At 66.3% G+C, this 24929-nt stretch carries 19 protein-coding genes and 1 pseudogene; 11 read left to right on the top strand and 9 right to left on the bottom strand.

The window, feature by feature from the left end; translation table 11 throughout:
* Window positions 1-2 precede the first annotated feature (2 nt).
* The 6 genes from AC07UX_RS06240 (at window position 3) to AC07UX_RS06215 (ending at window position 7620) form a co-directional block, all read left to right on the top strand.
* Complete coding sequence (locus tag AC07UX_RS06240) at window positions 3-962, top strand: ABC transporter substrate-binding protein (RefSeq protein WP_495191080.1); 960 nt, start codon at window positions 3-5, stop codon at window positions 960-962.
* Window positions 963-1091: 129 nt separating this feature from the next.
* Entirely contained in the window at window positions 1092-3668 is a 2577-nt protein-coding gene (locus AC07UX_RS06235; protein WP_495191079.1) for a TonB-dependent receptor plug domain-containing protein, read from the top strand.
* Window positions 3643-4623 carry an ABC transporter substrate-binding protein gene (locus AC07UX_RS06230; protein ID WP_495191078.1) on the top strand — a complete coding sequence of 327 codons (981 nt, stop codon included), beginning with the start codon at window positions 3643-3645 and terminating at the stop codon, window positions 4621-4623. The genes AC07UX_RS06235 and AC07UX_RS06230 overlap by 26 nt, the downstream gene beginning before the upstream one ends.
* A gap of 82 nt (window positions 4624-4705) precedes the next feature.
* Complete coding sequence (locus AC07UX_RS06225) at window positions 4706-5497, top strand: class II aldolase/adducin family protein (protein ID WP_495191077.1); 792 nt, start codon at window positions 4706-4708, stop codon at window positions 5495-5497.
* A gap of 9 nt (window positions 5498-5506) precedes the next feature.
* Window positions 5507-6856, top strand: a complete 1350-nt coding sequence (locus tag AC07UX_RS06220; protein WP_495191076.1) for an LLM class flavin-dependent oxidoreductase — start codon at window positions 5507-5509, stop codon at window positions 6854-6856.
* 101 nt (window positions 6857-6957) lie between these two features.
* Window positions 6958-7620, top strand: coding sequence for a peroxiredoxin-like family protein (locus AC07UX_RS06215; RefSeq protein WP_495191075.1), 663 nt, complete (start codon window positions 6958-6960; stop codon window positions 7618-7620).
* Window positions 7621-7785: 165 nt separating this feature from the next.
* On the opposite strand, the pseudogene AC07UX_RS06210 reads toward AC07UX_RS06215, so the two are convergent.
* A pseudogene (locus AC07UX_RS06210) lies at window positions 7786-8027 on the bottom strand (efflux RND transporter permease subunit); the annotation flags it as partial.
* Between the two features lie 150 nt (window positions 8028-8177).
* On the opposite strand from AC07UX_RS06210, the gene AC07UX_RS06205 reads away from it, so the two are divergent.
* The 4 genes from AC07UX_RS06205 to AC07UX_RS06190 all read left to right on the top strand — a co-directional run bounded on the left by AC07UX_RS06205 (window position 8178) and on the right by AC07UX_RS06190 (window position 13813).
* Window positions 8178-8324: a hypothetical protein gene (locus tag AC07UX_RS06205; protein WP_495191850.1), complete on the top strand. Its 147-nt coding sequence runs from the start codon at window positions 8178-8180 to the stop codon at window positions 8322-8324.
* 86 nt (window positions 8325-8410) lie between these two features.
* Window positions 8411-9193, top strand: a complete 783-nt coding sequence (locus AC07UX_RS06200; protein ID WP_495191074.1) for an ImuA family protein — start codon at window positions 8411-8413, stop codon at window positions 9191-9193.
* Entirely contained in the window at window positions 9153-10631 is a 1479-nt protein-coding gene (locus tag AC07UX_RS06195) for a Y-family DNA polymerase (protein ID WP_495191073.1), read from the top strand. Before AC07UX_RS06200 ends, AC07UX_RS06195 begins: the two co-directional genes overlap by 41 nt.
* Window positions 10628-13813, top strand: a complete 3186-nt coding sequence (locus tag AC07UX_RS06190) for an error-prone DNA polymerase (protein ID WP_495191072.1) — start codon at window positions 10628-10630, stop codon at window positions 13811-13813. Before AC07UX_RS06195 ends, AC07UX_RS06190 begins: the two co-directional genes overlap by 4 nt.
* Before the next feature lie 703 nt (window positions 13814-14516).
* Here AC07UX_RS06190 and AC07UX_RS06185 read toward each other — a convergent pair.
* The gene (locus AC07UX_RS06185) at window positions 14517-15188 is read right to left on the bottom strand and encodes a spermidine synthase (protein ID WP_495191071.1); all 672 of its coding nucleotides are present in this window, start codon (window positions 15186-15188) and stop codon (window positions 14517-14519) included.
* Window positions 15189-15317: 129 nt separating this feature from the next.
* Here AC07UX_RS06185 and AC07UX_RS06180 point away from each other — a divergent pair, with 129 nt between their 5' ends.
* On the top strand, window positions 15318-15770 hold the full coding sequence (locus tag AC07UX_RS06180) for a hypothetical protein (RefSeq protein WP_184265161.1): 453 nt from the start codon (window positions 15318-15320) through the stop codon (window positions 15768-15770).
* On the opposite strand, the gene AC07UX_RS06175 is transcribed toward AC07UX_RS06180, so the two are convergent.
* The 7 genes from AC07UX_RS06175 to AC07UX_RS06145 all read right to left on the bottom strand — a co-directional run bounded on the left by AC07UX_RS06175 (window position 15755) and on the right by AC07UX_RS06145 (window position 24874).
* Complete coding sequence (locus AC07UX_RS06175; RefSeq protein WP_495191070.1) at window positions 15755-17560, bottom strand: carboxypeptidase regulatory-like domain-containing protein; 1806 nt, start codon at window positions 17558-17560, stop codon at window positions 15755-15757. The two genes, AC07UX_RS06180 and AC07UX_RS06175, sit on opposite strands and share 16 nt — an antisense overlap.
* The gene (locus AC07UX_RS06170) at window positions 17557-19671 is read right to left on the bottom strand and encodes a DUF4175 domain-containing protein (protein WP_495191069.1); all 2115 of its coding nucleotides are present in this window, start codon (window positions 19669-19671) and stop codon (window positions 17557-17559) included. Before AC07UX_RS06170 ends, AC07UX_RS06175 begins: the two co-directional genes overlap by 4 nt.
* Window positions 19668-20804, bottom strand: a complete 1137-nt coding sequence (locus AC07UX_RS06165; RefSeq protein ID WP_495191068.1) for a BatA domain-containing protein — start codon at window positions 20802-20804, stop codon at window positions 19668-19670. The genes AC07UX_RS06170 and AC07UX_RS06165 overlap by 4 nt, the downstream gene beginning before the upstream one ends.
* Window positions 20801-21694: a DUF58 domain-containing protein gene (locus AC07UX_RS06160; RefSeq protein WP_495191067.1), complete on the bottom strand. Its 894-nt coding sequence runs from the start codon at window positions 21692-21694 to the stop codon at window positions 20801-20803. Before AC07UX_RS06160 ends, AC07UX_RS06165 begins: the two co-directional genes overlap by 4 nt.
* Window positions 21695-21704: 10 nt before the next feature.
* Window positions 21705-22694 (bottom strand): AAA family ATPase, encoded by a 990-nt coding sequence (locus tag AC07UX_RS06155; RefSeq protein WP_495191066.1) that lies wholly within the window; start codon window positions 22692-22694, stop codon window positions 21705-21707.
* Window positions 22695-22743: 49 nt separating this feature from the next.
* Window positions 22744-23445, bottom strand: a complete 702-nt coding sequence (locus AC07UX_RS06150) for a DUF4159 domain-containing protein (RefSeq protein ID WP_495191065.1) — start codon at window positions 23443-23445, stop codon at window positions 22744-22746.
* A gap of 94 nt (window positions 23446-23539) precedes the next feature.
* A complete protein-coding gene (locus AC07UX_RS06145) occupies window positions 23540-24874 on the bottom strand; it encodes a TldD/PmbA family protein (RefSeq protein WP_495191064.1) in 1335 nt (444 codons plus the stop codon).
* Between the last annotated feature and the right edge of the window lie 55 nt (window positions 24875-24929).

Below are 24929 nucleotides of genomic sequence, written 5' to 3'. Positions count from 1 at the left end.
CCATGCTCAGGAAAAACGTCGTCATCCTGTCGGCGTCCCTTATCGCGGTGGCGGGCCTCGGCCTTGCCGCCGCGACTTTTAAGGGCAGCGACGGCAAGGTCTTGCGGGTCGCCAACCAGAAGGGGCAGGTCAAATCCATGATGATCGCGTCGGGGGTGCTGAAAGGCGCGCCCTATAGCGTCGAATGGTCGGAATTTCCGGCGGCCCAGCCTTTGCTGGAAGCGGTCGGCGGTGGCGCGGCGGACCTGGGCCTGGCCGCCGACGCGCCCTTCATCTTCGCCTATCAAAGCGGCAGTCCGGTCAAGGCGATCGGCGTGCAGGCGCCCGCGCAGCAGGCCGGCGAAGCGCTCGCCATCCTGGTCAAGAACGGATCGCCGCTCAAAGGCGCGCAGGATCTGGTCGGCAAGTCGGTGGCGACCACGCGCGGGTCGATCGGCCATCATCTGCTGCTTCAGGCATTGGAGCGCGCCCATATTCCGGCCGACAAGGTGCGCGTCACCTTCCTGCCGCCCGGTGACGCCAAGGCCGCCTTCGACAGCGGTTCGATCGACGCCTGGGCGATCTGGACGCCCTATACCAATGTCGCGATCAAGGAAGGCGCGCGCGCCATCGTCGATGCGAAGGATTATGGCCTGCCCCTCTACATCGACATCGCCTATGCCGATAGTATCGATCCGAAACGCGCGCTGCTCGCCGACTTCCTTCAGCGGGAGGCGAAGGCCGTCGCCTGGGCGCGCGCCCATCCCGACGATTTCGCGCAGGTGCTGGCGAAGGAAACCGGCCTCCCGATCGACATCGCCCGCGCCAGCTTCGACCGCAACAATCGCGTGGCGCAACCGATCGATGCAAAGATCATCGCGCATGAGCAGGATATCACCGCCCGCTTCCGCAAAGCGGGCCTGACCGAGGGCAAACGCGACGTTGCGCAGGCCTTCGATACCAGTTTCGCCCGGTCGCATTGAAACGGCGGCTTGGCGCGCGCCAAGATAATCTAAAGTTTAAGGAAAATCATGTGGCCAGCCACGAACTCATTTCTCAATCAAAATTGTAGAAAATAGAGAGGTCCCCAAGTCTGATCTGGGGGAATATCCATGAAGAATAGCGCATATTATCTCGCAACCTCGGCGCTTTCCGCTATCGCACTCGCTGTCTCGCCGGCGTTTGCTCAGGCTGTCAGCGGCCCCGACGAAGCGGCTGCCGATGCCGGGACGATCATCGTCACCGGCGTTCGCGGCGCACCGCGCACCATCGCCCAAAGCCCGGCGCCGATCGACGTCGTCGGCGCGGACAAGCTACAAGCGACCGGCGCGGCCGAATTCGGCGAAGCGCTGTCGAAACTTCTGCCCTCGCTCAATTTCGGATCGACCCATGCCGGGGTCTTTTCGGTCGGCCGGCCCGTCACCAATCGCGGCCTGGCGCCGGCCTATACGCTGGTGCTGGTCAACGGGAAGCGCCGGCACAACGGCGCCTTCCTCAACAATTCGACCACCGACACATCGGGCGCCAATCCGGTCGATGTCGATATGATCCCGACCAGCGGCATCGACCGGATCGAAGTGCTCAAGGACAGCGCCGCCGCCCAATATGGCACCGATGCGATCGCCGGCGTCATCAACATCCAGCTGGCCGAGAAGGAAGGGCTGAGCGGCGACTTCACCTACGGGACGCTCTATTCCGCCAATGGCAAGCCCGACAGCTGGAAGGGCACGGTCCGATACGGCACGAAGATCGGCGACGATGGCGGCTTTCTGACGCTCAGCGGCGACATTCGCAAGCGCGGCGGCGCCTGGTGGAATCTGGCCGCGACCGACACCAATCTCTATGGCCTGCCCGCCGGTCGCACCATCGATCAGGTGGTGGCCTCCAGCGGCCTCACGCGCGCGCAGGTGGAGGCGAACATCGCCGACGCCAACGCCCGCAACGCCGCCTGGAACCGCGACGGCGCCCATAATGGCGACCCGCAGATCAAGGCGTTCAACCTGGGCTATAACGCCCAGCTGCCAGTGACGGACAGTGCCACCCTCTACAGTTTCGGCACCTATGGCGAGCGCGACGCCCAGATCGGCAATAATTTCCGCCGCCCCAACAGCACCGCCAATTTCACCGCGCTCTTCCCGGACGGCTATTATCCGCTCAACAATATCGACGAGACGGATTTCCAGTTCGTCGGCGGCCTCAAAGGCACGCTGATCGGTTGGGACTATGATATTTCCTCTTCCTTCGGCCGCAATGCCAGCCGGCAATATTCCAAGCTTTCCATTCGCCCCTCGCTGGGTCCGGACAGCCCGACCACCTGGCCCAATCTCGCCAATTTCGAGTTCCGCCAGTGGACGCACAATATCGACCTGCATCGCGAATATGACATCGGCTTCGCCAAGCCGCTGCAAGTGTCGATCGGCGGCGAATATCGGCTTGATCGCTTCCGCACCTTTGCCGGCGATCCGCTGGCCTATGAGCCGGCGACCTACACCTACCAGCCGGGCGACCAGCAATATGACTGGAATGTCGGCCGGGTCGCCTCCCCGGTGGTGCAGGGCGCGATCGTCCTGTCGCCGGCCGACGAGGCGGACATCAGCCGTAAAGTCTATGCCGGCTATATCGACCTTGGCCTCTATCCGACCGATGCCTGGTATATCGGCGCAGCCGTGCGGGCCGAACATTATAGCGACGGGTCCGGCAGTCCGATCGGCCTGAAGCTCAACAGCCGTTACGAAGTCAGCCCGGCCTTCGCCATTCGCGGCACCGTGGGCACCGGCTTTCGCGCGCCGTCGCTCACGCAGATCGGCTATGCCCAGACGGACGGGCGCACCTCCTCCTTCTTCAACGCCGACACCGGCCAGACCGAACTGCGCCCGACCGTCGCCAAGCTGGTGACGGCGGACAGCAATGTCGGCCAGTTGCTGGGTGCCAAGCCGCTCAAGGCGGAAAAGACCTGGAATGCCGGCCTGGGCATCGTGTTCACGCCCCTGCCGACGCTCTCGATCACGCTGGACGGCTATTATATCAAGATCAAGGATCGTATCGAACGCACCGGCCGCCTGTTCGGCACCGGCATTTCCGCCATCCTGGCCGCCAACGGCCTGTCCGATATCGAGCAGGCGGAATATTTCATCAACGCCGCCGATACCGAAACGAAGGGCTTCGACCTCGTCGCCGATTATGCGACCGGCCTTGGCGATTTCGGCAAGCTCGGCCTGACCTTCGCCTTCAACTACAGCAAGACCAGGGTGACGGACATCGTCGCCACGCCGGCGCAGTTGTTCGCGGCCGATGGCACATCGCTACTGGGCGCTGGCTCCGTCTTCTTCGGCGGCGACAAGATCGGCGAACTGGAAGTGCTCCAGCCGCGCACCAAGCTGGTCAGTACGCTCAACTGGAGCAGGGGCATTTTCGGATTCAGCCTGACCAACACCCGTTATGGCAAATATACGCAGCGCACCGCCGCCGGCGACGATCGCTATTTCGGTGCGAAGATCATCACCGACGCCAGCATCAGCGCGAAGGTGACGGACTTCGCCACCCTCTCGGTCGGCGCCACCAACCTGTTCGACGTCCGACCCGAAACCAACGGGCCGGGCAATCCCCAGACGGGGCAGGGCTATTATGGCCCGTCCCCCTTCAATCCCGCAGGCGGATATTATTATGGGCGGATCGCTCTTGCTTTCTGATCGACGCACTTTCCTGAAGGATTTTGGCGTTGCCGGCGTCGCCACGCTTGGCCTTGCCGCGTGCGGCGGGGCCGGGAAGGGGGAGCGGACCAAGCTGGTCCTGGGCGATCAGGTCCACCTTCTCCAGTCGAAGGCGGAGGCGGCGGGCGCGTTCGACAATCTGGCCTATGATGTGGAATGGGCCAATTTCGTCGGCGCCGCCCCCTTGCTGGAGGCGCTGAACGCAGGGGCGGTCGATACCGCGCCGGCGGGCGACCTGCCGGTCGTTCTGGCGGCGGCGGCGGGCGCGCCGCTCAAGGTGATCGCCGGATCGCTCTCCTCCACGCGCGACATCGCCATCATCGTGCCGCCCGGTTCGCCGATCCGCAACGTGGCGGGCCTCGCGGGCCATCGCGTGATCGTGTCGAGCGCGCGCGGCAGCATCTCCCACTATCTCCTGCTCGAAGCGCTCAAGGAGGCGAAGGTCGATCGCAAGGCGGTCGATATCGGCTTCATGCTGCCCAATGACGCCGCCGCCGCCTTCGCCGCCGGGCGGATCGAGGCCTGGGCGACCTTTGGCACCTATCAGATCGCGGCGGAGGATCGGGGCGCGCGGGTGCTGCGCGACGGGCAGGGGATCAACACCGGCCTCACCCTGATCGCCGCGTCGCAGGCGGCGCTGGACGATCCGGCCAGGCGGGCGGCGATCAAGGATGCGCTGGCCCGTTTCCGCACCGCCAGCCTATGGGCGCAGGCGCATCCCGATATGTATGCGGGCGTCTTCGCCAGGGCGACCGGCGTGGACCCGAAGCTGGCAAAGCTGATCGTGGATCGCCAGAACCCCGCGCTGATCGCCCCCGACGCGGCCGTCATCAAGCCGCTCCAGCGCGTTGTCGATCGCTTCCATGCCGATGGCGAACTGCCCGTCCATGTCGATGTCGCAAAGATCGTCGATGCCGGCGTGTTCCCGGCATGAGCGGCGCTTGCCCATCCATCAGACATTCTCATTGGGCGGCGGCCCGTCGCCTGCCTAGATTTGCCCGCAAAGGAGCATGACCATGGCTACAGTCCTGAAAGACGATCGTTTCCGTGCATCCGGCATCAGCGAAGCGGAATGGAAGGTTCGCGTGGATCTCGCCGCCTTCTATCGCCTGTCCGCCCTCTATGGCTGGGACGATTTTCTCTACACCCATATTTCGGCGCGCGTGCCGGGGCCGGACCATCATTTCCTCATCAACCCGTTCGGCCTGATGTTCGATGAAATCACCGCGTCCAGCCTGGTGAAGGTCGATCTGGACGGCAATGTCATCGGGCAGAGCGACTATGGCATCAACTATGCCGGCTATGTGATCCATTCGGCGATCCATGCCGCGCGCGACGACGCCCATTTCATCGCCCATTTCCACAGCGCCGACGGCATGGCCGTCTCCGCCCATGCCGAAGGGCTGCTGCCATTGAACCAGCGCGCGCTGGCGCTGATCCCGCGCATTTCCTATCATGACTATGAAGGCGTGGCGCTCAACCTGGACGAGCGCGAACGCATCGTCGCCGACCTTGGCGATACGAAGGTCATGCTGCTGCGCAACCATGGCACGCTGGCGCTCGGCGCATCGCCCGGTGAGGCGTTCAGCGGCATCTATCATCTGGAGGAGGCCTGCAAGGCGCAGGTCCGCACCCTGTCCATCGGCCGCGACCGCGTGCTGATCGCCCCGGAAGAGGCGCAGGAGGAGGTACGCCGCCAAATCAGCCGGGACCGCCAGCCGGTCGAGGGCGCGAAGTCCCATTATGACCTCGTCTGGGAAGCGGCCCTGCGCAAGGCCGGCCGCCACTCCCCCGGCTTCGATGCTTGAAGGATAGTCATGACCAGGCGCCAACTCAAACTCGGCCTCGTCCCCACCGGCGTCGGCGGTCCGGGCGACAGCAATCGCTGGCTGGACACGGACATTCCGGTCGATGCCAGCGTCAATATCGACTGGTATATCGATGTCGTGCGCCAGGCGGAGGCGGCGAAGTTCGACCTCGTCTTCATCGTCGACAGCCAGTTCATCACTGCCCATTCGCCACCCCATTATCTCAACCGGCTGGAACCGCTCACCCTCCTGTCGGCACTGGCCGTGGCGACCAGGCATATCGGTCTGGTCGCCACGCTCACCACCTCCTATAACGATCCGTTCAACCTGGCCCGGCGCTTCGCCTCGCTCGACCTCATCAGCAAGGGGCGTGCGGGCTGGAACGTCGTCACCAGCGGAGACGCCGGCACGGCAGGCAATTTCAGCCAGCCGGAGCATTTCGACTATGACACCCGCTATCGCCGCGCGGTCGAATTTCTCGATGTGGCGCGGGGCCTCTGGTCGAGCTGGGAAGAGGGCGCGCTGGTCCGCGATCGCGCGACCGGCCAGTTCCTCGACGCCGACAAGCTGCACCGGCTGGATCATCAGGGCGAATTCTTCCAGGTCGTCGGCCCGCTCAATCTCCAGCGTTCGCCGCAGGGCGAGCCGGTCATCTTCCAGGCGGGCGACAGCGATCAGGGCCGCGATCTGGGCGCCACCATCGCCGACGCCATCTTCACCCATGCCGCGACGATCGAGCAGGGGCAGGCCTTCTACGCCGACCTCAAGGGCCGCGCCCTGCGCCAGGGGCGCAATCCGGACGAGATCGTGATCCTGCCCGGCTTTTCCGTCTATGTCGGCGACACGGATGCGGACGCGCAGGATCTCCAGCGCCGCTATCGCGAACTGGACCAGAGCTTCGATCAGGCGCTGGCCGAATTCGGCCGCCCCTTTGGCTGGCATGATTTCCGCCAATATGATCCCGACGCGCCCTTTCCGGTGCAGGCGCTGGAAGCGGCAAGGAACAGCTTCTATACCCACGCGAAGGCGATAACCGATCAGGCCGTCGAACAGGGCCTGACCCTGCGTCAGGTGGTGGAACGGGCACGGGTCGGGCGCGGCAGTCCCTTCGTGGGATCGGCGCAGACGGTCGCGGACGAGATCCAGCGCTGGTTCGAAGGGCGCGCGCTCGACGGCCTCAACGTCCATCTTGGCCATCCCGCGCAATTCAGGCGTTTCGTGGCGGAAGTCGTGCCGATCCTTCAGGAACGCGGCCTGTTCCGCACCGAGTATGAAGCGGACACGCTGCGCGGCAATCTGGGCCTGCCGATCCTGCCCAGCCGGCATCAACGCGGCAGGAACCGCCGCGACGCCGCCTGAGCAATCCCCTGAAACTATGACAAATCTTCGACCCTCATCCGCCAACTCTCATTGGTGGCGAGGGGCGTCGCTTGCCATCATGACCTCAATTGCAGGAGATCATGATGGCCACTCTTCTTACTATATCGCTCAAGGATCGCTTCGCCGCGCTTCAGGCCGAGCGTGCGCGTAGCTGGACCCCGGCGCAGATCGAGGCCAATGTTGCGGCGCGCCGCCAGCTGGTCGATCGGTTCGACCCGGCCGATGTGGCCCAGCCGGGCGACCGCCTGCCGCCCCTGACCTTCACCCAAGTCGATGGCGGCATGGTGACGCTGGACGCGCTGACCGCCGACGGGCCGGCGCTGCTGCTGCTCTTCCGCTTCGCCACCTGCGGGGCCGACACCATCGCCTTGCCCTATTATGCGGAGGCGCTGGCGCCGGCCTTGGCTGATCGCAACATTCCGCTGGTTGCGCTCAGCCCGCAAATCCCCGATCGCCTGCGCGACATCAAACAGCGCTACGGCCTGCCTTTCCCGGTCGCGACCGATGCGGACAATGGGCTGGCGCGGCTGCTCAACGTCGCCTTCCGCCCCGACGATCGCCCGTCGCCGCCGCCCGCCGGCTGGATCGGCGAATTGACCGGCACCGATAGCTGGGAATTGCCGCAGCCATCGGTGCTGCTGGTCGGGCCGGGCCGGATCGTCCGATGGCTCCATGTCAGCCCCGACTGGCTGGATCGGCCAGAGGCATCGGACATTCTCCGTCAGATCGACAGTAGGATTTGAGGTGGAACGGGGGCAGTGCCCCAGCTGCCCGCTCTCCACGATCGCCTGCGGCGTAATGGTCGGCCGGGTCGGCTGGCCGGAAACGGGTCCGCCGGGGGAGCAGTCCTTCCCCCGGTGGTTATTTATCTACTAATATGGTAGATCGTTAAGGCAATCGAGTTTTGCTCATGGTTGCATCGATACTGCCAAAGGGCTGTCCAACTCGCTGTCTCGCTTGCGCCGCTGCGCACCGTGACGGGCATAGATGGTGGGCAGCACGAACAATGTCAGCAGCGTCGCCGACAGCAGCCCGCCGATGACGACCGCAGCCAGCGGCTTTTGCACCTCCGCGCCGGCCCCGCTGCCGATCGCCATCGGCACGAAGCCCAGGCTGGCGACCAGCGCGGTCATCCCACCGGCCGCAACCGCCCAGCGCGGACCGGTCCTGAGGTCGGGCGGGGCTGTTTAGGAAAGCGGCGGCGCCATGGCAGCTGCCATGATGATGGGTCACGGCCTGATCGCCGTCGCTCGGCGCGCGATCCTCATCCGTATCGCTATGCACATAGCCGGAACATTCGATGTCGAACGCCCCAGCCTGTTCGCGCGCATGGATCGCCGTTGCGGTCGTCAACGACGCGAGCAACAGGCACATGAACAGGAAGGTGCCATGGAACATCGGCACTTTCCTGTCCGATCGCCAGACCCTTGTCATCGCAAACCCGTGACACTCCACCATCCGATGTGCCGATTTCGGTGCTGGACGCGGGGCGAACTATGGAACATAAAGTGAACATAGTGAGCGATTCGAGATATGGCAGGCAGGGTTCCCATTCATGGCACAGGTCCGTCAGGACGACAGGCGCCAGCGACGCAAGCGTCCTTCCCGACGCTTGAACAGGGGCATCTGCATGAAATCCACTGTGCCACGCCGGACCGGGCGGCGGCACTGGCCTTCGCCCTGTCGAAGGGTGTGTCCCAAGGCATGTCTCAGGGCATGGGTGCGAAGGCAGGGGCGATCTTCGCCTTGCGCGCGGCGCGGCGGCAGCGCTTGCCGACGCTTTTTTCGGGCGACGGGCTGGCGCTGCTGGGGATTGCCCCCGATCGCCTGACCATCGTGGAGGCGGGCAGCGAGGTGGAGATGCTGCGCGCCGGGCTGGAGGCGGCGCGCTGTCCGGGCGTCGCCATGGTGCTGATGGAAAGCGAGGGGCGTTTTGCCGATTACGACCTGACCGCCAGCCGCCGGTTGGTGCTGGCGGCGGAAAGCTCCGGCGCCACCATCCTGCTGCTGCGCGGCGATGCGGAACAGCGATCGAGCGGGGCGCAGACCCGCTGGTCGATCCGCAGCGCGCCCTCGACCCCGCTGGAGGCCGATGCCCCCGGCCTGCCGGCGGTCGAGGCCGAATTGCTCCGCTGCCGAAGCGGGCCTGCGGGCGGGCGCTGGCTTCTGTCATGGGATGCGGAACATGGATGTTTCAGGGACGGGGACGCAGGAGAGGGGAGCGGGGACGCGCCTGTGCCTGGCGCTGTGGTTCCCTTTTCTCGCCTGCGAACGGATGCAGGCGATGATGGCCCCGGCCAGCGACAGGTCGCCTGACGCGGAACCGGCGCCCTTCGCTCTTGTGGCGCGGGTCGGCAATACGCTGCGGCTGGCCTCGGTGGACAGGATCGCCTGTCGGCAGGGGCTGGCGGCTGGCATGACGCTGGCCGATGCGCGGGCGCGCTGCCCCACGCTGGTCACGCATCCGGCCGATCCCCCCGCCGACGCGCGCGAACTGGACCGCTTGCTGGAGGCGATGCGCCATTTCACCCCGATGGTGGCGCTCGATGCCCCCGATGGCCTGATCCTGGATATCAGCGGCTGCACCCATTTGTTCGGCGGGGCGCAGGCGCTGGCGCGACAGGCGCGGCGACTTGCCGGCTATGCCAGCCGCCCAGGCTTCGGCGCCAACGCCATGGCCGCGCGCGCACTGGCGCGTCATGGCCGCGCGGACGGCGATATCCACGCCCTGCCGGTCATGGCGCTCGATCTGGACGATAGCGCTCTGGCCGCCTTGCGCCGGGCGGGGCTGCGCAGCATCGGCGACCTTGCCCGCCGGCCCATGGGCATGATCGCCGCGCGTTTCGGCGAACAGGCCGTCACCCGCCTGCGCCAGATATTGGGCGACGCGCCCAGCCCGATCGCGCCGCGCCGCCCATCCGCCCCCATCCGTGCCGAAGCCCGCTTCCCCGAACCCATCGCCCGGACCGAGGATGTGATGGACGTGATCGAGGATCTGCTGGGACAGGCGGCGCGGCAGATGGAGGCGCGCAAGCTGGGCGGGCGGCGCTTCGTCATCCGCCTGCTGCGCAGCGACGGCGCGCGGCAGGGGCTTGGCATAGAAACGGGCCAGCCGGTGCGCGATCCCGCCGCCGTGCTGCGCCTGCTGCGCGAGCGGATCGATACCATGGCCGACCCGCTCGACCCCGGTTTCGGCTTCGACGCGGTGCTGCTCGCAGTCCCGCGCGTCGAGCCGCTGGTCGAGCGGCAACAGGCCATGGAGGGCGAAGAGGCCAGGGCAGGCGAGGAGAGCATCGTCGCCCTGATCGACCGGCTCGGCATCCGCCTTGGCCCGGACAAGGTCCGCCGTCTTCAGCCCCGCGACCGCCATATCCCCGAAAGCGCGCAGGCCTTCGTGCCCGCGGCACAGGCCAAGGCGCATCCATGGCCTGCAACGCCGGATCATGCACCCCGGCCGCTATTGCTGTTCGACCCGCCGCAGCCGGTGGCGGTGATCGCCGGCGTGCCCGACGGCCCGCCCCAGCGCTTCCGCTGGCGCGATCAATTGCATGAAGTACGCCTGGCCGAAGGGCCGGAGCGGATCGCGGCCGAATGGTGGCGCCGGCGCGACGGGCATCAGCCGGGCGGGGCAGGGCGCACCCGCGACTATTACCGGATCGAGGACAAGGATGGCCGCCGCTACTGGATGTTCCGCCACGGCCTGTTCGGCGAGGAATCCGACATAGGCTGGTATCTGCACGGCCTGTTCGCATGAGCGCGCCGCCCTTTGCCGAAATCGTCGCCGCCACCAATTTCAGCTTCCTGCGCGGCGCATCCCATCCCCGCGACATGGTGGTCCAGGCGGCGCATCTGGGCATGACCGCCATCGGCATCGCCGATCGCAATACGGTGGCCGGCGTCGTGCGCGCGCATCAGGCGCTGAAGGATCTGGGCGCGCTGGCCGGTGGCATGCGCCTGATCGTCGGCGCGCGGCTGGTGTTTGCCGATGGCACGCCCGATATCGTCGCCTATCCCCGCACCCGGTTCGGCTGGGGCCGGCTGACCCGCCTGCTGACCATGGGCAATCGCGCCACGACGAAGGGCGACTGCACCCTCACCCTTCCCGACCTGATCGACCATGCGCAGGACATGGCGCTGATCGCGATGGATGGCGACGCCGCGCTGCTGGCGCGATTGCGCGCGGTGACGCCCCATCTCTGGCTGGCCGCGACCATGGGCCGGGCCGGGCGCGACGCGCGGATGCTGGCCCGGCGCAAGGCGCTGGCCGCGCAAAGCGGCGTCCCGCTGATCGCCACCAACGATGCCCTGTATGCAGAAGCCGACGACCGCCCGATGCAGGATATCCTCACCTGCATCCGCGAAGGGCTGACCATCCAGACCGCCGGCAAACGCCTCGCCCCCAATGCCGAACGCCATCTGAAACACCCCGCCGAAATGGCGCGGCTCTTCACCGCCTGCCCGCAGGCGATCGCCGCGACGCAGGATCTGCTCGCCTGCATCGCCTTCACGCTCGACCAGCTCGTCTATGAATATCCCCATGAACCGGTGCCCGAAGGCTGGGCGCCGCAGGACTGGCTGGAGCATCTGGTCATGGAAGAGGCGCAGGCGCGCTTTCCCGCCGGATTGCCGCCCCGATATCGGGAGACGCTAGAGGAAGAGTTCGACCTGATCCGCGCCAAGAATTATGCTTATTATTTCCTGACCGTCCACGACATCGTCGCTTATGCGCGCGGCCTCGACCCACCGATCCTCTGTCAGGGGCGCGGGTCCGCCGCCAATTCGCTGGTTTGCTACCTTCTGGGCATCACGCCCATCGACCCGGTGCGCGAAAAACTGCTCTTCTCCCGCTTCCTGTCCGAAAACCGGCATGAGCCGCCCGATATCGACGTCGATTTCGAACATGAACGGCGCGAGGAGGTGATGCAATATATCTACCGCCGCTACGGCCGGGAGCGGGCGGGCATCGCCGCGACCGTCATCCGCTATCGCTCCCGCAGCGCGCTGCGCGAAGTCGGCAAGGCGCTGGGCCTGACCGAGGATGTGACGGCGCGCCTGTCCGGCACCATCTGGGGCAGCCATAGCGGGGAGGATGTGCCCGAAAGCCGCGTCAGCGACGCCGGCTTCGACCCTGCCAATCCCGAACTGGCCCGCCTGCGCGACATGGCGAGCCGGCTGCTGGAATATCCGCGCCATCTCTCGCAGCATGTCGGTGGCTTCGTGCTGAGCCATGGGCGGCTCGACGAACTGGTGCCGATCCACAATGCCGCCATGCCCGACCGCACCTTCATCGAATGGGACAAGGATGATCTCGACACGCTCAAGCTGATGAAGGTCGATGTGCTGGCGCTCGGCATGTTGACCGCCATCCGCAAGAGCTTCGACCTGATGCGCTTGCACGGCCTGGGCGACCTGGCGCTGGACCGCGTTCCGCTGGAGGATGAAGCCACCTACAGGATGCTGCAAAAGGGCGACAGCATCGGCACCTTCCAGGTCGAAAGCCGCGCCCAGATCGCCATGCTGCCCCGCATGAAGCCCAAAGTGCTTTACGATCTCGTCATCCAGGTCGCGATCGTGCGCCCCGGCCCGATCCAGGGCGGCATGGTCCACCCCTATCTGCGGCGGCGCAGCGGCGAAGAAAAGGCCGAACTGCCCGGCCCGCCCGACAATCCCGGCGAATTGCAGGAGGTGTTGGGCAAGACATTGGGCGTTCCCCTGTTTCAGGAACAGGCGATGAAGCTGGCGATCGTGGCAGGCGGTTTTTCGAACGCGCAGGCCGACGGGTTGCGCCGGGCAATGGCGACGTTCCGGCGGACGGGCGAAGTCAGCAAATATCAGACCGACCTGATCGAAGGCATGGTAAGCCGCGGCTATGAACGGGACTTTGCCGAACGTTGCTTCAAACAGATTGAAGGTTTCGGCGAATATGGCTTCCCCGAAAGCCATGCGCAGGCGTTCGGCTGGCTCGCTTATGTTTCCTCCTGGCTGAAATGCCATTACCCCGCCGTCTTCACCTGCGCCCTGCTCAACAGCCAGCCCATGGGCTTCTACGCCCCCGCGCAACTGGTCCGCGACGCGCAGCAACATGGCGTGGAGGTGCGGCCGATCGACGTGCAGGCCAGCGAATGGAACAGCAGCCTGGAGGGTGAGCGGATCTTGCGACTCGGCCTCGACCGGATGGATGGCTTTCGGCAGGAGTGGGCGCTGGCGCTGATGGCGGCGCGGGCCGATGCGCCGATCCGCGACATGGAGGATCTGGCCCGCCGCGTCGGCCTGCCATCCCGCGCGCTGCATCTGCTGGCCGATGCCGACGCGCTCCGTTCCATCGGCCAGAGCCGGCGCGAAGCCGGCTGGGAAGCGCGCCGCATACCCTCCGCCCAACTGCCGCTGTTCGCGGCGCAGGATTTGCCGGAACTTGGCCGGGAAGCCGACGCCGCGCTCCCGCCCATGCCCCTGTCGGAAGAAGTGGCGGTCGATTACGCCACCCACCGCCTGTCGCTGAAGGGCCATCCGATGCAATTTCTGCGCAGCCATTTCGCGTCCCAGGGCGCGATCGACTGCGCCGGCGTCAATGCGGCAAGGGACGGCACGAAGGTCCGGGTGGCGGGCGTGGTGCTGATCCGCCAGCGGCCGGGCAAGGGCAATGCGGTCTTCATCACGATCGAGGATGAAAGCGGCATCGTCAACGCCCTGCTCTGGACCCGCGACATGGAAAGGCAACGCCGCGCGGTCATGGCATCGCGCCTGATGCTGATCGACGGCGAAGTCCAGCGCAGCAAGGAAAATGTCGTCCATTTGATGGTCGACCGGGTGACCGACGCGACCGAAGCGATGGCGCGACTGAACGAGGGGCAAGGGAGCAGGGCACCCGCCCGGCCATCCCCGCACAGGCATCCCCGCGACATGCGGATATTGCCCAAGTCACGGGATTTTCATTAAGGGGATGGCTGTTTTGGGTGGTTAGGGGACGGTCGGGTTTTTTAGTGTAACGCCCCGAATAGCGTCATCCCAGCGAAGGCTGGGATCTCGGGCAGGCACACGCTGCGTAAATGGATAGCGCAAGACGGCTGGCCTCCTCCTACTGCCGCCTGAGACCCCAGCCTTCGCTGGGGTGACGGCTATGGGGCAAATGGGAAGGACCGCGATAAGTCCGATTCTGGTCGCTCAAGGGTGAGGGGAGGCAACCTCGCAATTAGACACCAGGCTCGCGCAAGTCCCCCTCATCCAACTGCGCCTAGCGGCTGCGCGACAAGGCTTCGCATCCTTTTTGCCTCCAAGGGAGAAGATCGCCGCTTTGACGCTCAACAGCCCTCCAACATCCTTCCAATATAGGATTTCTTCTGATCTATCCTTGTGGATGAACGCCATCCGCCACGCGCTGATTTCCACACCCTGCCGGTCGCGATCCGGGCGCAAAGCTGTCGCGTTCCCGTCGCGCCCCTGTGACCCAAGTGGCGCATTGCAGGCGCGTGCCCGTGGCCCAAGTGGCGCAAGCCCGTCGCCTTCCCTTCGCATATCAGGTGCATGCCTGTCGCATTTCGCCGATTTTGCCCTGCGACGGTGTGAACTTCGGCCCGTTGCGTCAAAATATGTCGCGTCGAAATATGTCGCGCCGAAATTTATCACGTTGCCGCCGCGCGCTTTACCGCTTCAGTGCGAACCAGATCACATGGCGCGGCCCCTTGCCGTTGTCGCGGGCCTTGACCGCCACCTCGTCCACCAGGAAACCGGCATTGCGCAGGCGATTGGCGAAGACATCGTCCGATCCGGCCGACCATACCGCCAATATGCCGCCGGGCTTCAACGCCGCCTTGGCGGTTTGCAGGCCCGCGCGCGAATAAAGCCGGTCGTTCGCCGCCGCCGTCAGCCCGTCCGGCCCATTGTCCACGTCCAGCAGGATCGCGTCATAGCTGCCATGGCCCGCCGCGATCACCGGCACGACATCGTCGATCACCAGGTCGACGCGCGGGTCGTCCAGGCATCCGGCCATCAGGTCCACCATCGGCCCGCGCGCCCATTCGATGATCTTGGGCACCAGTTCGGCGACCGTCACCTTGGCCGACTTGTCCAGCACGCCCAGCGCCGCGCGCAGGGTAAAGCCCATGCCATAGCCGCCGATCAGGATATGCGGCGCCTTGCGCCCGCGCAGCCGCTCGATCGTCATCAGCGCCAGCTGCTTTTCCGATCCGCTCATCCGGCTGCTCATCAATTCGTTGCGGTCCAGCACGATCATATGATCGGCGCCGCGCCGATAGAGTTTCAGCTCCTGCCCGCCCGGCACCTGCGCGCAATCCAGATATTCCCGCGGGATCATGTCACGTCCTTCCATTCATCGCACAGCCTGTCGCGTCCGGCGCGCATGGCAGCTTGGCTTCCGTCACGCAAATGCTACAGGCACCTGCAATCCGGCTTCACCCTATCACGGCAGGCAGTTTCTTCCTTCATGCGCTATTTTCTCGACACCGAATTTAACGGCTTTGGCGGCACGCTCATCAGCGTGGCGCTGGTTCCCGAGCATGAAGGGGACGAGGAATTCTACGTCTCCCTGCCGCTGCCCGAAGAGATCGAGCCATGGGTCGAAAAGCATGTCGTCCCCTATCTGCGCCATGTGCCGCCGGCCATCGACCTGCAACTGGGCCGGGTCGAAGCGGCCGACCATGTCGCCGCCTATCTGGAGGGGGACAGCGATCCGGTCATCATCGCCGACTGGCCGGAGGATCTGGCCCATTTTTGCGCGCTGCTGGTGACGGGGCCGGGGCGGATGGCGGGGGTCGATTTCGGCCTGCGGCTCGAACTCATCAACGCGGCGGGTTTCAGCGCGGCGGCCAACAGCCGCGTGCCGCACAACGCCCTGCACGACGCGCGCGCGCTGCGCGACTTCTACATGGCGGACTGAACGGGACGGGGCGTTCGCCGGCCGAGCCGCGAGCGTTCCAGCCACCAGAGCAGCGCACTCGCCGCCAGCCAGCCCAGCCACCAGGGCCAGGTGGCGCCCGACGCATCGGGCATCGTCGATCCGCTGGCCGCGGCCGCATCGCTGCGTAGCATCGCCATCGCCCGCTGGTCGTGCGCCGCGTGCATGGCCGGCAATGCGTCGCGAGGCTGCACATAGAAGGGGCGTATCTCCCCCTGCGTACGCAGCCTATGCCAACCCGCCCCGGCCGGCCAGAAGGCGCCACAGCCGGCGACCGGCAGGATGCGTGCCTGCGTGCCGTCCGGCTTTTCGACATGGGCGTCGCCGGTCAGGCCGCACAGCGTCATCCGCTCGCCGACCCAGACGGTATCGGTCGCCATGCGGCTGGCCGGGGCAGGCCGGGCAACGGTGCCCAGCACATCGCTCCACCAGTCGCCATACAGGTCGCTGCGCCCCGTCAGGGTCAGCCCATAGCTGTCGATCGCGGTAAACAGCGCGACCCGCCCCGCCCCGATGGCGCGCCACGCCGCCAGGCTGGTGCCGCCCGCATCCTGCAACAAGGGGACGGCATTATCGCCACCGGGCGCCAGTCCGACGCGGCTGACATCGGGCGCCAGTTCCTCTGGCAGCGCCATGTCCACCGGCGCGTCTGCGCTGCCAATGCCATGGCGCGTGCGGGCGATCGCCTGCATGGGCACCTTGGGCAAGGCCAGCGGCGCGATGCCGCCCGGACCGCTCAGGCCAAAGCCCAGCGCCTGCCATTGTGATCGGGTCGCGCCGTCGATCGCCCCGCCCGCGCGCAGCACCAGCCCCATGCCATCCCGCACCGCCGCCAACAGCGCGCCGCGCGCGCCGGGCCAGCTGCGTTCGTCCACTACCGCCACATCGAACCGGCGCAGGCTGCCCGCATCCAGCGAGACTGGCGCATCGCCCAGCGCGATCCCGCCGCCCGCGCTCATCTGCGTGGTCACATCATATCCGGCGTCGCTCGCCCAGCGGCGCAGATATTTGACCTCCGGACCCGGCGCACCGGCCAGGATCAGCAGGCGGGGGCGGGTGGTTTCGACAATCCACACCGGCACATGCGCCTGCTCGACGATCCGCCTGCCCGATCGGACCTGCAAGGTGAAGGTGGCCGCCCCGGCTGCGCGCGCCGTGCCGGCCAGCTGGAAATGGCCGTCCTTGTCTGCCGAGCCGCTGTCGGTGACGCGCCCGGCCGGGTCGAGCAATTCCATGCCGGCGCCCGGCCATCCGTTGAGGGTGCCGCCCATGATGAAGCGGGCGCCCGGCGCAACGGCCGCTGGCGGGGCGATGTCGATGATGCCTGGCCGCAACGGTGGCGGGTCGAAGCGCACCGCCAGCGGTTTTGCGACGTCCATGTCGCGCGATGCCAACCCGTTGCCCAAAACATGGATGTGCGTCACGCCGGGATGGCGCCGCAGTGCCGTGGCCAGATCCGGCACGGCTTCGCCACCGCCGATCGCCGGTGCTTCGGGCAGCAGGACCAGGGGCGCGCCCGCCTGGACGCCGTTCAATCGCGCGGTGCCCGCCGTTGCGACCCGCAGACCGACCGCATCGCCACCGTCCGTGGGCGGGACTAATGCGAGATACAGCAAGCCGGCGCAAAGCGGCTGGAGCAGCGCCAGCGCCATCGTCCGGCCGATCGAAGCCTGCCCGGTGCCGTGCGCCGCCCGATGCCAAAGGCCCAGACGGACCCAGCCCAACAATATGGCCAATCCCAGGATCAGCGCGAGGGCAGTCTCCGCTTTCATGGCGCATCCCCGATCGCGTTCAGATAGCGCGTGCCGGCAGCATCGGCCGGGCGCCGTCTCGCCGGGCGGGCAGTCCGCTCCATCGCAGTCCACAGCAGCGCGCGCAACTTCGCGCGGCACGACAGGCAGGCAGGATTGCTGCGCACGGTGTCGATCGCCCCGCTCAACGCCAGCGGGTCCGGCAGCCGCGCAGCATTGGCCCGCGCCCAGCCGTCCAGCGCGCCGAGTGCGATCGGTCCCCGGATCGCGTCCGGCCCATCGCCCAGGGCCCGCCATGCGGCGGCGGCCGGACCGTCATCACCTTCAACGGGAGCGACCGGCAGGGTCCGGCTTTCCAGCCCCTCGCGCTTGCCGGTCATGCGGCGGCTGGCGTCGATCGGCGGCAATTCCGGCCCGACCCGCGACAGGAAGATACGGGTCGCCTGCTGCACCTCCTTGATGAAGCGCAGCGCCTTGTAGGCATAGGGCAGGGCGGCGTCGGGATGCCCGGTCTTGAGTTCGCGTTCGGACTGCCACATTTCGTCCACCGCCAGCTTCAATATGGCACGGGTTTCCGGATCGAGGCTGGAAGCAGGGCTTTCGTCATGCGGATGGCCGAATTCTGCCAGAACATCTTCCTTTTCGCCGAAGACATTGGGCGCAGCGACCGGTGGGCCATGGTCGTGACCATCGCCGTCCTGATGTCCGTCCGCATCGGCGGTGGGCAATTGCGGTTGCCCTTCGCTTTCGCCGCCCAGAAACTGGCTGTATCGGCCGCGCAATATCTGCTGGTCGCCCCCGATCGCGGCGGAGCGGGCGAGGGTGCGGTCGGGCGCGATGCTGCGCTTTTCCTTCAACAGTTTCTCGATATCGATGATGATCTGGCGCTGGCTACGGAAATAAGCGGGCAGGGTGGTGTTGACCATGCCGGTCAGGCCGCTGCTTTCGGGTCCTTTGGGAGAGGGCCAACGCAGGATCAGGCTGGGGCCGCGCATCTCCTGCGGATCGGGCGCACGATTGTCGCGGACGATCAACTGCACCACCATGTCGCCGCCAGCCGCAAAGCCGAAGGTCGAGAAATCGAGCCGGGGCGCAAAGCGACGATCGCGCGCCGGGCCGGTGCCGGTGACGGCGATTTCCCGCTCGCTGAAGGTCACATTCTCGCCCTCGCCAATGGCCAGCGTCACGCGCAGCCGGGCGGTGGCGGCGACGCCATGATCGTCGGTCGCGGCAAAGACCGGACTCCAACTGCGCTGGCCGGGATCGACCATGGTCAGGCCGGCGGTGGGGGAGAGCGCCTTCACCTGCGGCGGCGTGTCTGCGATGGCGTCGATCCGGTGCAGCGGCGGGGTCACGCCTTTCGTTGCGCCTGGATCGACACGGTAGAGGAAGGAGGCGCCGAGCGTCCGGCTGGCGATCCATGTGTCGCCTTCGCGGCGCAGCGCGATCGGGGTGCCGCCGGGCAAGGTGAGGGCCGGCGCGCTGGCCTGCGGATCGAAGCGCAGCGTCCATTCCAGCCGCGACCCCGATGGCGCGCGCGTGTCGAGCGTAGCGGAATCGCGGACCGGCAGGCCGGTATAGGCCGGCGGAACGATGCGGAGATTTTGCGCGACGAGGCGCGGGATGCCGGGTCGGACCGGCAGCCCTTCCTGCGCGGGCGCCAATGTCGGCGGACCTTCGCCCGCGCGCGGCCACAGCAGGGCGACCGCGATCAGGCCAGCGGCCAGCAGGCTGAGGATCAGGATGGCGCGCCGCGACCACATTGGGGCCAAATCCTGCGGCGCGCCCTGATCCAGCCGGGCGGCGATGCGGCTGCGCTGGAGCGATTGCAGCGGGGATGCCGGCGGTTCGTCTGTGAAGAGGAGGGCGCTGCTATCCTCCAGTTCGGGGCGCGTGTCGTCCAGGCGGCGGATCAGCCAGGGCCGGTCGAAACGGGCCGCGCGCCGTCGTGCCGCAAGAAATGCGACAACGAGTGAGACAGCTGCAACGACCATCGCGGCGGTCGATCCGGCCAGTCGCCAGCCCAGGGCGGTTAGCGCCAGAAGGGGCGGCAGGGCGAGCGCCAGCGTATCGGCTGCGCGGCGCCGCCGGGCGGGCGTAACCCATTGGATGAACAGCGCGTCGCCGATCATGGTGCGATGCTCCGGCTGCGGCGGGTGGCGAGCCAGCGTTCGACCAGCAGCAGCAGGGCGATCAGCAACGCCAGCCAGGGTCGCAATGATTGCGGCGGCTGGTCATAGGCGCGGCCACCGGTCAGCGGCGCATAATCGGCGGCGGTGACGCGCATGGGCGTTGCAGCAGGCGTCAGGAGACGGCGCAATTGCGCCGGAAAGTCCGGGTCAAGCAACTCCGGCATCTGCGACGGCACTAAAGGACGGGTGAAGCGGATCAGGCGACCATGGCCCAGCGACCGGGCCTCCGCCAGCGGTATCCCCTGCGCGTCGCGCCAGACCGGCACCATCGCCCGATCGGTCGGCACGATGGTATCGTTGGCGACGATCAGGGTGCCGCCGTTTCGAACCCAATTGACAGCGCTGTCCAACAGTGTGCCGCCCGCCAGCCAGACCAGCAGACGGTCCTTCTTCAGCAAGGGCTTGTCCGTCGAAAAGCTGTCCAACTCGCTGTCTCTTTGCACCAATGCCAGCGCCGCCGCGCGGATGTAGCGCAGGGCGGCTCGATGATCGGCATCGTAGCGGATCGACAGCGGCGGTGGTGGCAGGGGCCTGACCACAGATGCCATGGCGCCACCGGTCACGCGCCATGTCACCTTGCGGGACAGGCGCAGGCGATCGGCGTCGGCACCTTCGATAATGGAGGGCACCAGGATCGTCAGCGGCGTATCGGCCGGCAACTCTGCATCGATCTGGCGGATCAGGCTGGCGAGCGGGATGGGACCGGCGGGCTGCGGCTTGTCGATCGCGGGAAAGCCCGGCGCCAGCCAGTGCAGCCGGCTATCCTTATAGGCGGCCATGTCGAAAGTGGCGCCCGGCACCACCGCGACATAGGGGCTGCGATCGGCCGCGCCGAACAGCACGGGTTGGGCCAGCCACAAGGCGGCCAGCGCCAGCAGCACCAGTCGGATGAGCAGCAAGGGCCATTCGTCGAAGCGCAGGCGCGATCGTGGCCGGGGCTTCTGCCGCAGCCAGCGCAGCGCGGCAAAGTCGGTCGGCACCGCCTCGCTGCGCCGGGCGATATGCAGGATCAGCGGGACGATCAGCGCCGTCAGCGCAGCCAGTGCCGCCGGAAAGAGCAGGGCCATGCTCATCCATATTCCGCCGCATCATGGGCGCCGAACAGGCGGCGCAGCGGCAAATCGACCGGCTCGTCGAGCATATGCGCCGCATGACGGATGCCGATCCCCTCCAGCCGGGCGTGCAGGGCCGCCCGTGCCTGCTCAAAGCGCGCCAGAAATTCGGATCGCAACGCCGCGCCGTCCGCCAGCAATTCCTCGCCGGTTTCGGGATCGCGGAAACGATGGCCGCCATCGAAGGGGAAATCCCGTTCCGCGACCGTCAGCATCTCGACCACCAGGGTTTCGCGCCCGGCCGCCGCGAGTTTCTCCGCCAGCGCCACGGCCCCCTCGTCGAAACAGTCGGACAGAAGGATGACCAGGTCATGCGCGCCTATCCGTTCCCACACCGGCCCCAGCTGGCTTTCCGGAACGAAACCGCGCGCCGGGCGGACGTTCAGCAATTCGAGCAACAGGCGATCGCGCTGGCGCAGGCCGGTCGCGGGGGGCAGTAACGTCAGCCCTTCGTCGCCCAGCGCCATGACGCCGAAGCGGTCGCCCTGTTGCATCGCCAGCTCCGCGATGGCGGCGGCGATCGCCTTGGCGGCGTCGAGCCGGCTATAGTCCGGCCGGTTCGCGTCGGCCTGACCCATGGATGCGCTGGCGTCGATCATTATCCACACCGCGACCGGGCTTTCGCGCTCAGCCTCCCGCACGAAGAATTTGTCCGACCGGGCGTAGAGTTTCCAGTCGATCTGGCGCAGTTCGTCGCCCGGCTCATAGGCACGATATTGGGCGAACTCCAGCCCCGCGCCCCGGCTATGGCTGCGATGCAGGCCCAGCCCGTGTGAGCCAACCGCCCGGCGCGTGACGAGGCGCAGGCCGCGAAGGCGGCTGCGCACGTCGGGAGGAAGAAGGTCGACCATGGCGAAAGGATCAGGCGAGTGGAACGGCGCGGATCAGGGCGCCGACCACATCGTCGGCGCTGCGCCCTTCGGCTTCGGCGGCAAAGGACAGCAGGAGGCGATGGCGCATGACCGGCGCGGCCAGTGCCGCGATATCCTCGCGCGTCGCAGAGAGGCGACCGTGGAGCAGCGCCCGCGCCTTGGCCGTGAGGATCAAAGCCTGTCCCGCGCGCGGCCCGGCGCCCCATTTCACATATTTGCAGATATCATCCGGCGCGCCATCGCCGGGACGGCTGGCGCGCACGATCCGCGTCACCCAGCCGAGCAGGTCGTTGCTCAGATGCACATCGCGCACCAGCTTTTGTAGCGCCAGCACCTCTTCGCCCGCCATCACGGCAGGGACCGTGCCGGGCGCTGCACCGGTGGTCTGCGCCAGGATCGCGCGCTCCTCCGCCTCGGTCGGATAATCGACTCGGATGTGCAGGAGGAAGCGGTCGAGCTGGGCTTCGGGCAGGGGATAGGTGCCGGCCTGCTCCAGCGGATTTTGCGTCGCCAGCACGAAGAAGGGCTTGGGCAGGACATGGGTGACGCCGGCATAGCTGACCGTCTTTTCCTGCATCGCCTCCAGCAGGGCGGCTTGCGTCTTGGGCGGGGTGCGGTTGAGCTCGTCGGCCAGCAGCAGGTTGGTGAAGACCGGCCCCTGCTGGAAGCGGAAGCTGCGATGGCCGGTGCCATGATCCTCCTCCAGCAATTCGGTGCCCAGAATGTCGCTGGGCATCAAATCGGGCGTGAACTGGACGCGGCGGAAATCGAGCTTGAGCGCTTCGCCGAGCGAGCGGACGAGGAGCGTCTTGCCAAGGCCGGGCACGCCTTCCAGCAGGCAATGGCCGCCCGCCAGCAGGCCGATCAGCAGTTGCTCCACGACCTCGCCTTGTCCGACGATCGCCTGGCCGATCGCGGCGCGCAATTGGGTGAGCGCGCCGAGGCGGCTCTGGATGTCGGCTTCGGTAAGGTCGGTCATGTCATGTCCCTTGCTGGACGAAAGGCGGGAAAAGGGGAGGAGTGAGGCGTCACACCGACAGCGCGTACATCACGATGTTGACCGCGAATTTCGTATTGTCCTCGGCCAGGAAGCGCTTGTTGCGCCAGTCATAATCCCATTCGCAGCCATAATCCTTGTTGCTGTACAAAACGCCCAGCCGCCCGTTCACCTCTATGCCCTTCAGATAGTCGTGGACCAGGTCATCGCCCCAGCCATTGAGTTCGAGGCCGGTGTTGGGCGGCCCGTCGAACTTGAAGAAGCTGCGATAGAGGCCATGGCTTTTCGGCAATGGCTTCAGCGCCTTGGGACCGAAAATCTTTGCCATCTGCGCCTCGAAGGAGCGAGCGAACAGGCCGTCTATGTCATGGTTGCAATCGTCCACCATGACGAAGCCGCCATTGCGGACATAGCGTTCGAAATTGCGCCGCTCGGCCGGCGAAAACTCCACCAGCTTGTGACCCGCCATGTAGCAGAAGGGGGCCGTAAGCATCTTCGGGTCCGAAAGGGCGATGACATGCTCCTTCGGATCGACGCGCAGCGTCGTATAGTCGATCAGCGAGGTGACGATGTTGGATGGCGTACGCTGATCCGCATCCCAGTCGCCACTGTCGTAGCGCAGGCGCGTGAACCAGAAGTCGTAGCCCCCGGCTGCTTCGGCAACGGGTGACCGGGCCAGTAATGTGCTGGCCAGGCCACCCGTCATCCACCGAAGAAATTCGCTGCGTGTCATGAAAGCCGATCGGGCCAGGCCATACTCCGTCCTGCGGCATGGATCGTTCCCCGGCCTTCGCCGGGGAACAGATTGGTCATGGCAGGCTCGCTCGTCACACCGCGTCCGAAAGCGAGGTGAAGGTGAAGTCGCGCAGCTTCATCGGCGGCACGACGATGTTCATCGACACTTCGTCCGGCGGCACGCGGACCGGCTTGCCCAGCTCTTCTACATTGTTGAGCATGATGACCGGGCTTTCGTTGAACCGGAAATTCTTGATCGGATATTTGATCTGCCCGTTCTCGATATAGAAGGTGCCGTCGCGGGTCAGGCCGGTCAGCAGCACGGTCTGCGGATCGACCATGCGGATATACCAGGTGCGGGTGACGAGCACGCCGCGCTCGGTCGAGCGGACGAGATCGGCGGTCGACTTGGTGCCGCCCGTCATCAGGATATTGCCCATCTGCCCGGCGGCAGGCTTGCCCTGCTTGCTCGCCCAGTAGCGGCTATAGTTGAGGTTCGTGACCTTGCCGTCCTTGACCATGTCCATGCGCTGGCGGGCCAGGCCGTCATCGTCCCATGGTTCGCAAGGGGCGACCGGATCCCAGGGATCGGTGTAGAAATTGACCTGCGGACCGAACACCTGTTCGCCCAGCTTGTTGCCGCCGCCCTTCTTCGACAGGAAGCTGCGGCCTTCGTCCGCTTCGCGCGCGCCGAAGAAGTAGAACATGAAGCCGATGAGGCCCGCTGCCGCCATCGGTTCCAGGATCACCGTATATTTGCCCGGCTCCAGCGCCTTGGCCTCGGAAGAGGCGGACGCCTTGCGCATGGCGATCTGGATGTCGCTGTCCGCCTTGAAACGGGTGGCGTCCTGCGTGTCGGTGCCGACCCAGCCGGAACCCCGGCCATCTTCGGTCCGGACGGTGCAGGTATAATCGAGCATGGTCGAGCGTTGATACCCAAAATTGCCCTTGCTGTTGGCGATCGCGGTGAAGCTCTGATTATCCTCCAGATAGCCGGCCGCGATCAGCTTCTGCGATTTGCAGGCGTCGATCGAGGTTTTGGCGACCTGGGCACGATAAGCCGGCGTGATGTCGGCGGTGGACTGCGCAAAGGTCGGGCTGGGCTTATAGGTCTGCTTGGCGACGGCCGGCATGAATTCCGGATTGTCGGGCGCGAGTTGCGCCAGCGTTTCGGCCCGGCGCACGACCCGCTCCAGCGAGGCGTCGTCAAACTGGTTGATGGTGGCGGTGCCGACCTTCTTGCCATAGGCGACCTGCACGGCGAGTTCGATATCGTCGGTCTGGCCGGCTGTGGACACATTGTTGCGGGCGAAGCGGATATTGCCCTGGATCTTGCCGGTCAGCTGCGCGGTGCATTCGTCGGCCTTCGACAGGCTGACGACCTTGGTCAGGATGGCCTTGGACTGCGCTTCGGTAAGGATGCTCATGTTATTTTCTCCCCAGGAGCCTGATCGTTTGAGGAAGAAGCGCTCCGCGCTTCTT

Source organism: Sphingobium sp. GW821-FHT02B05, assembly GCF_059421905.1.
This window is presented reverse-complemented; position numbering and strand designations above follow the sequence as displayed.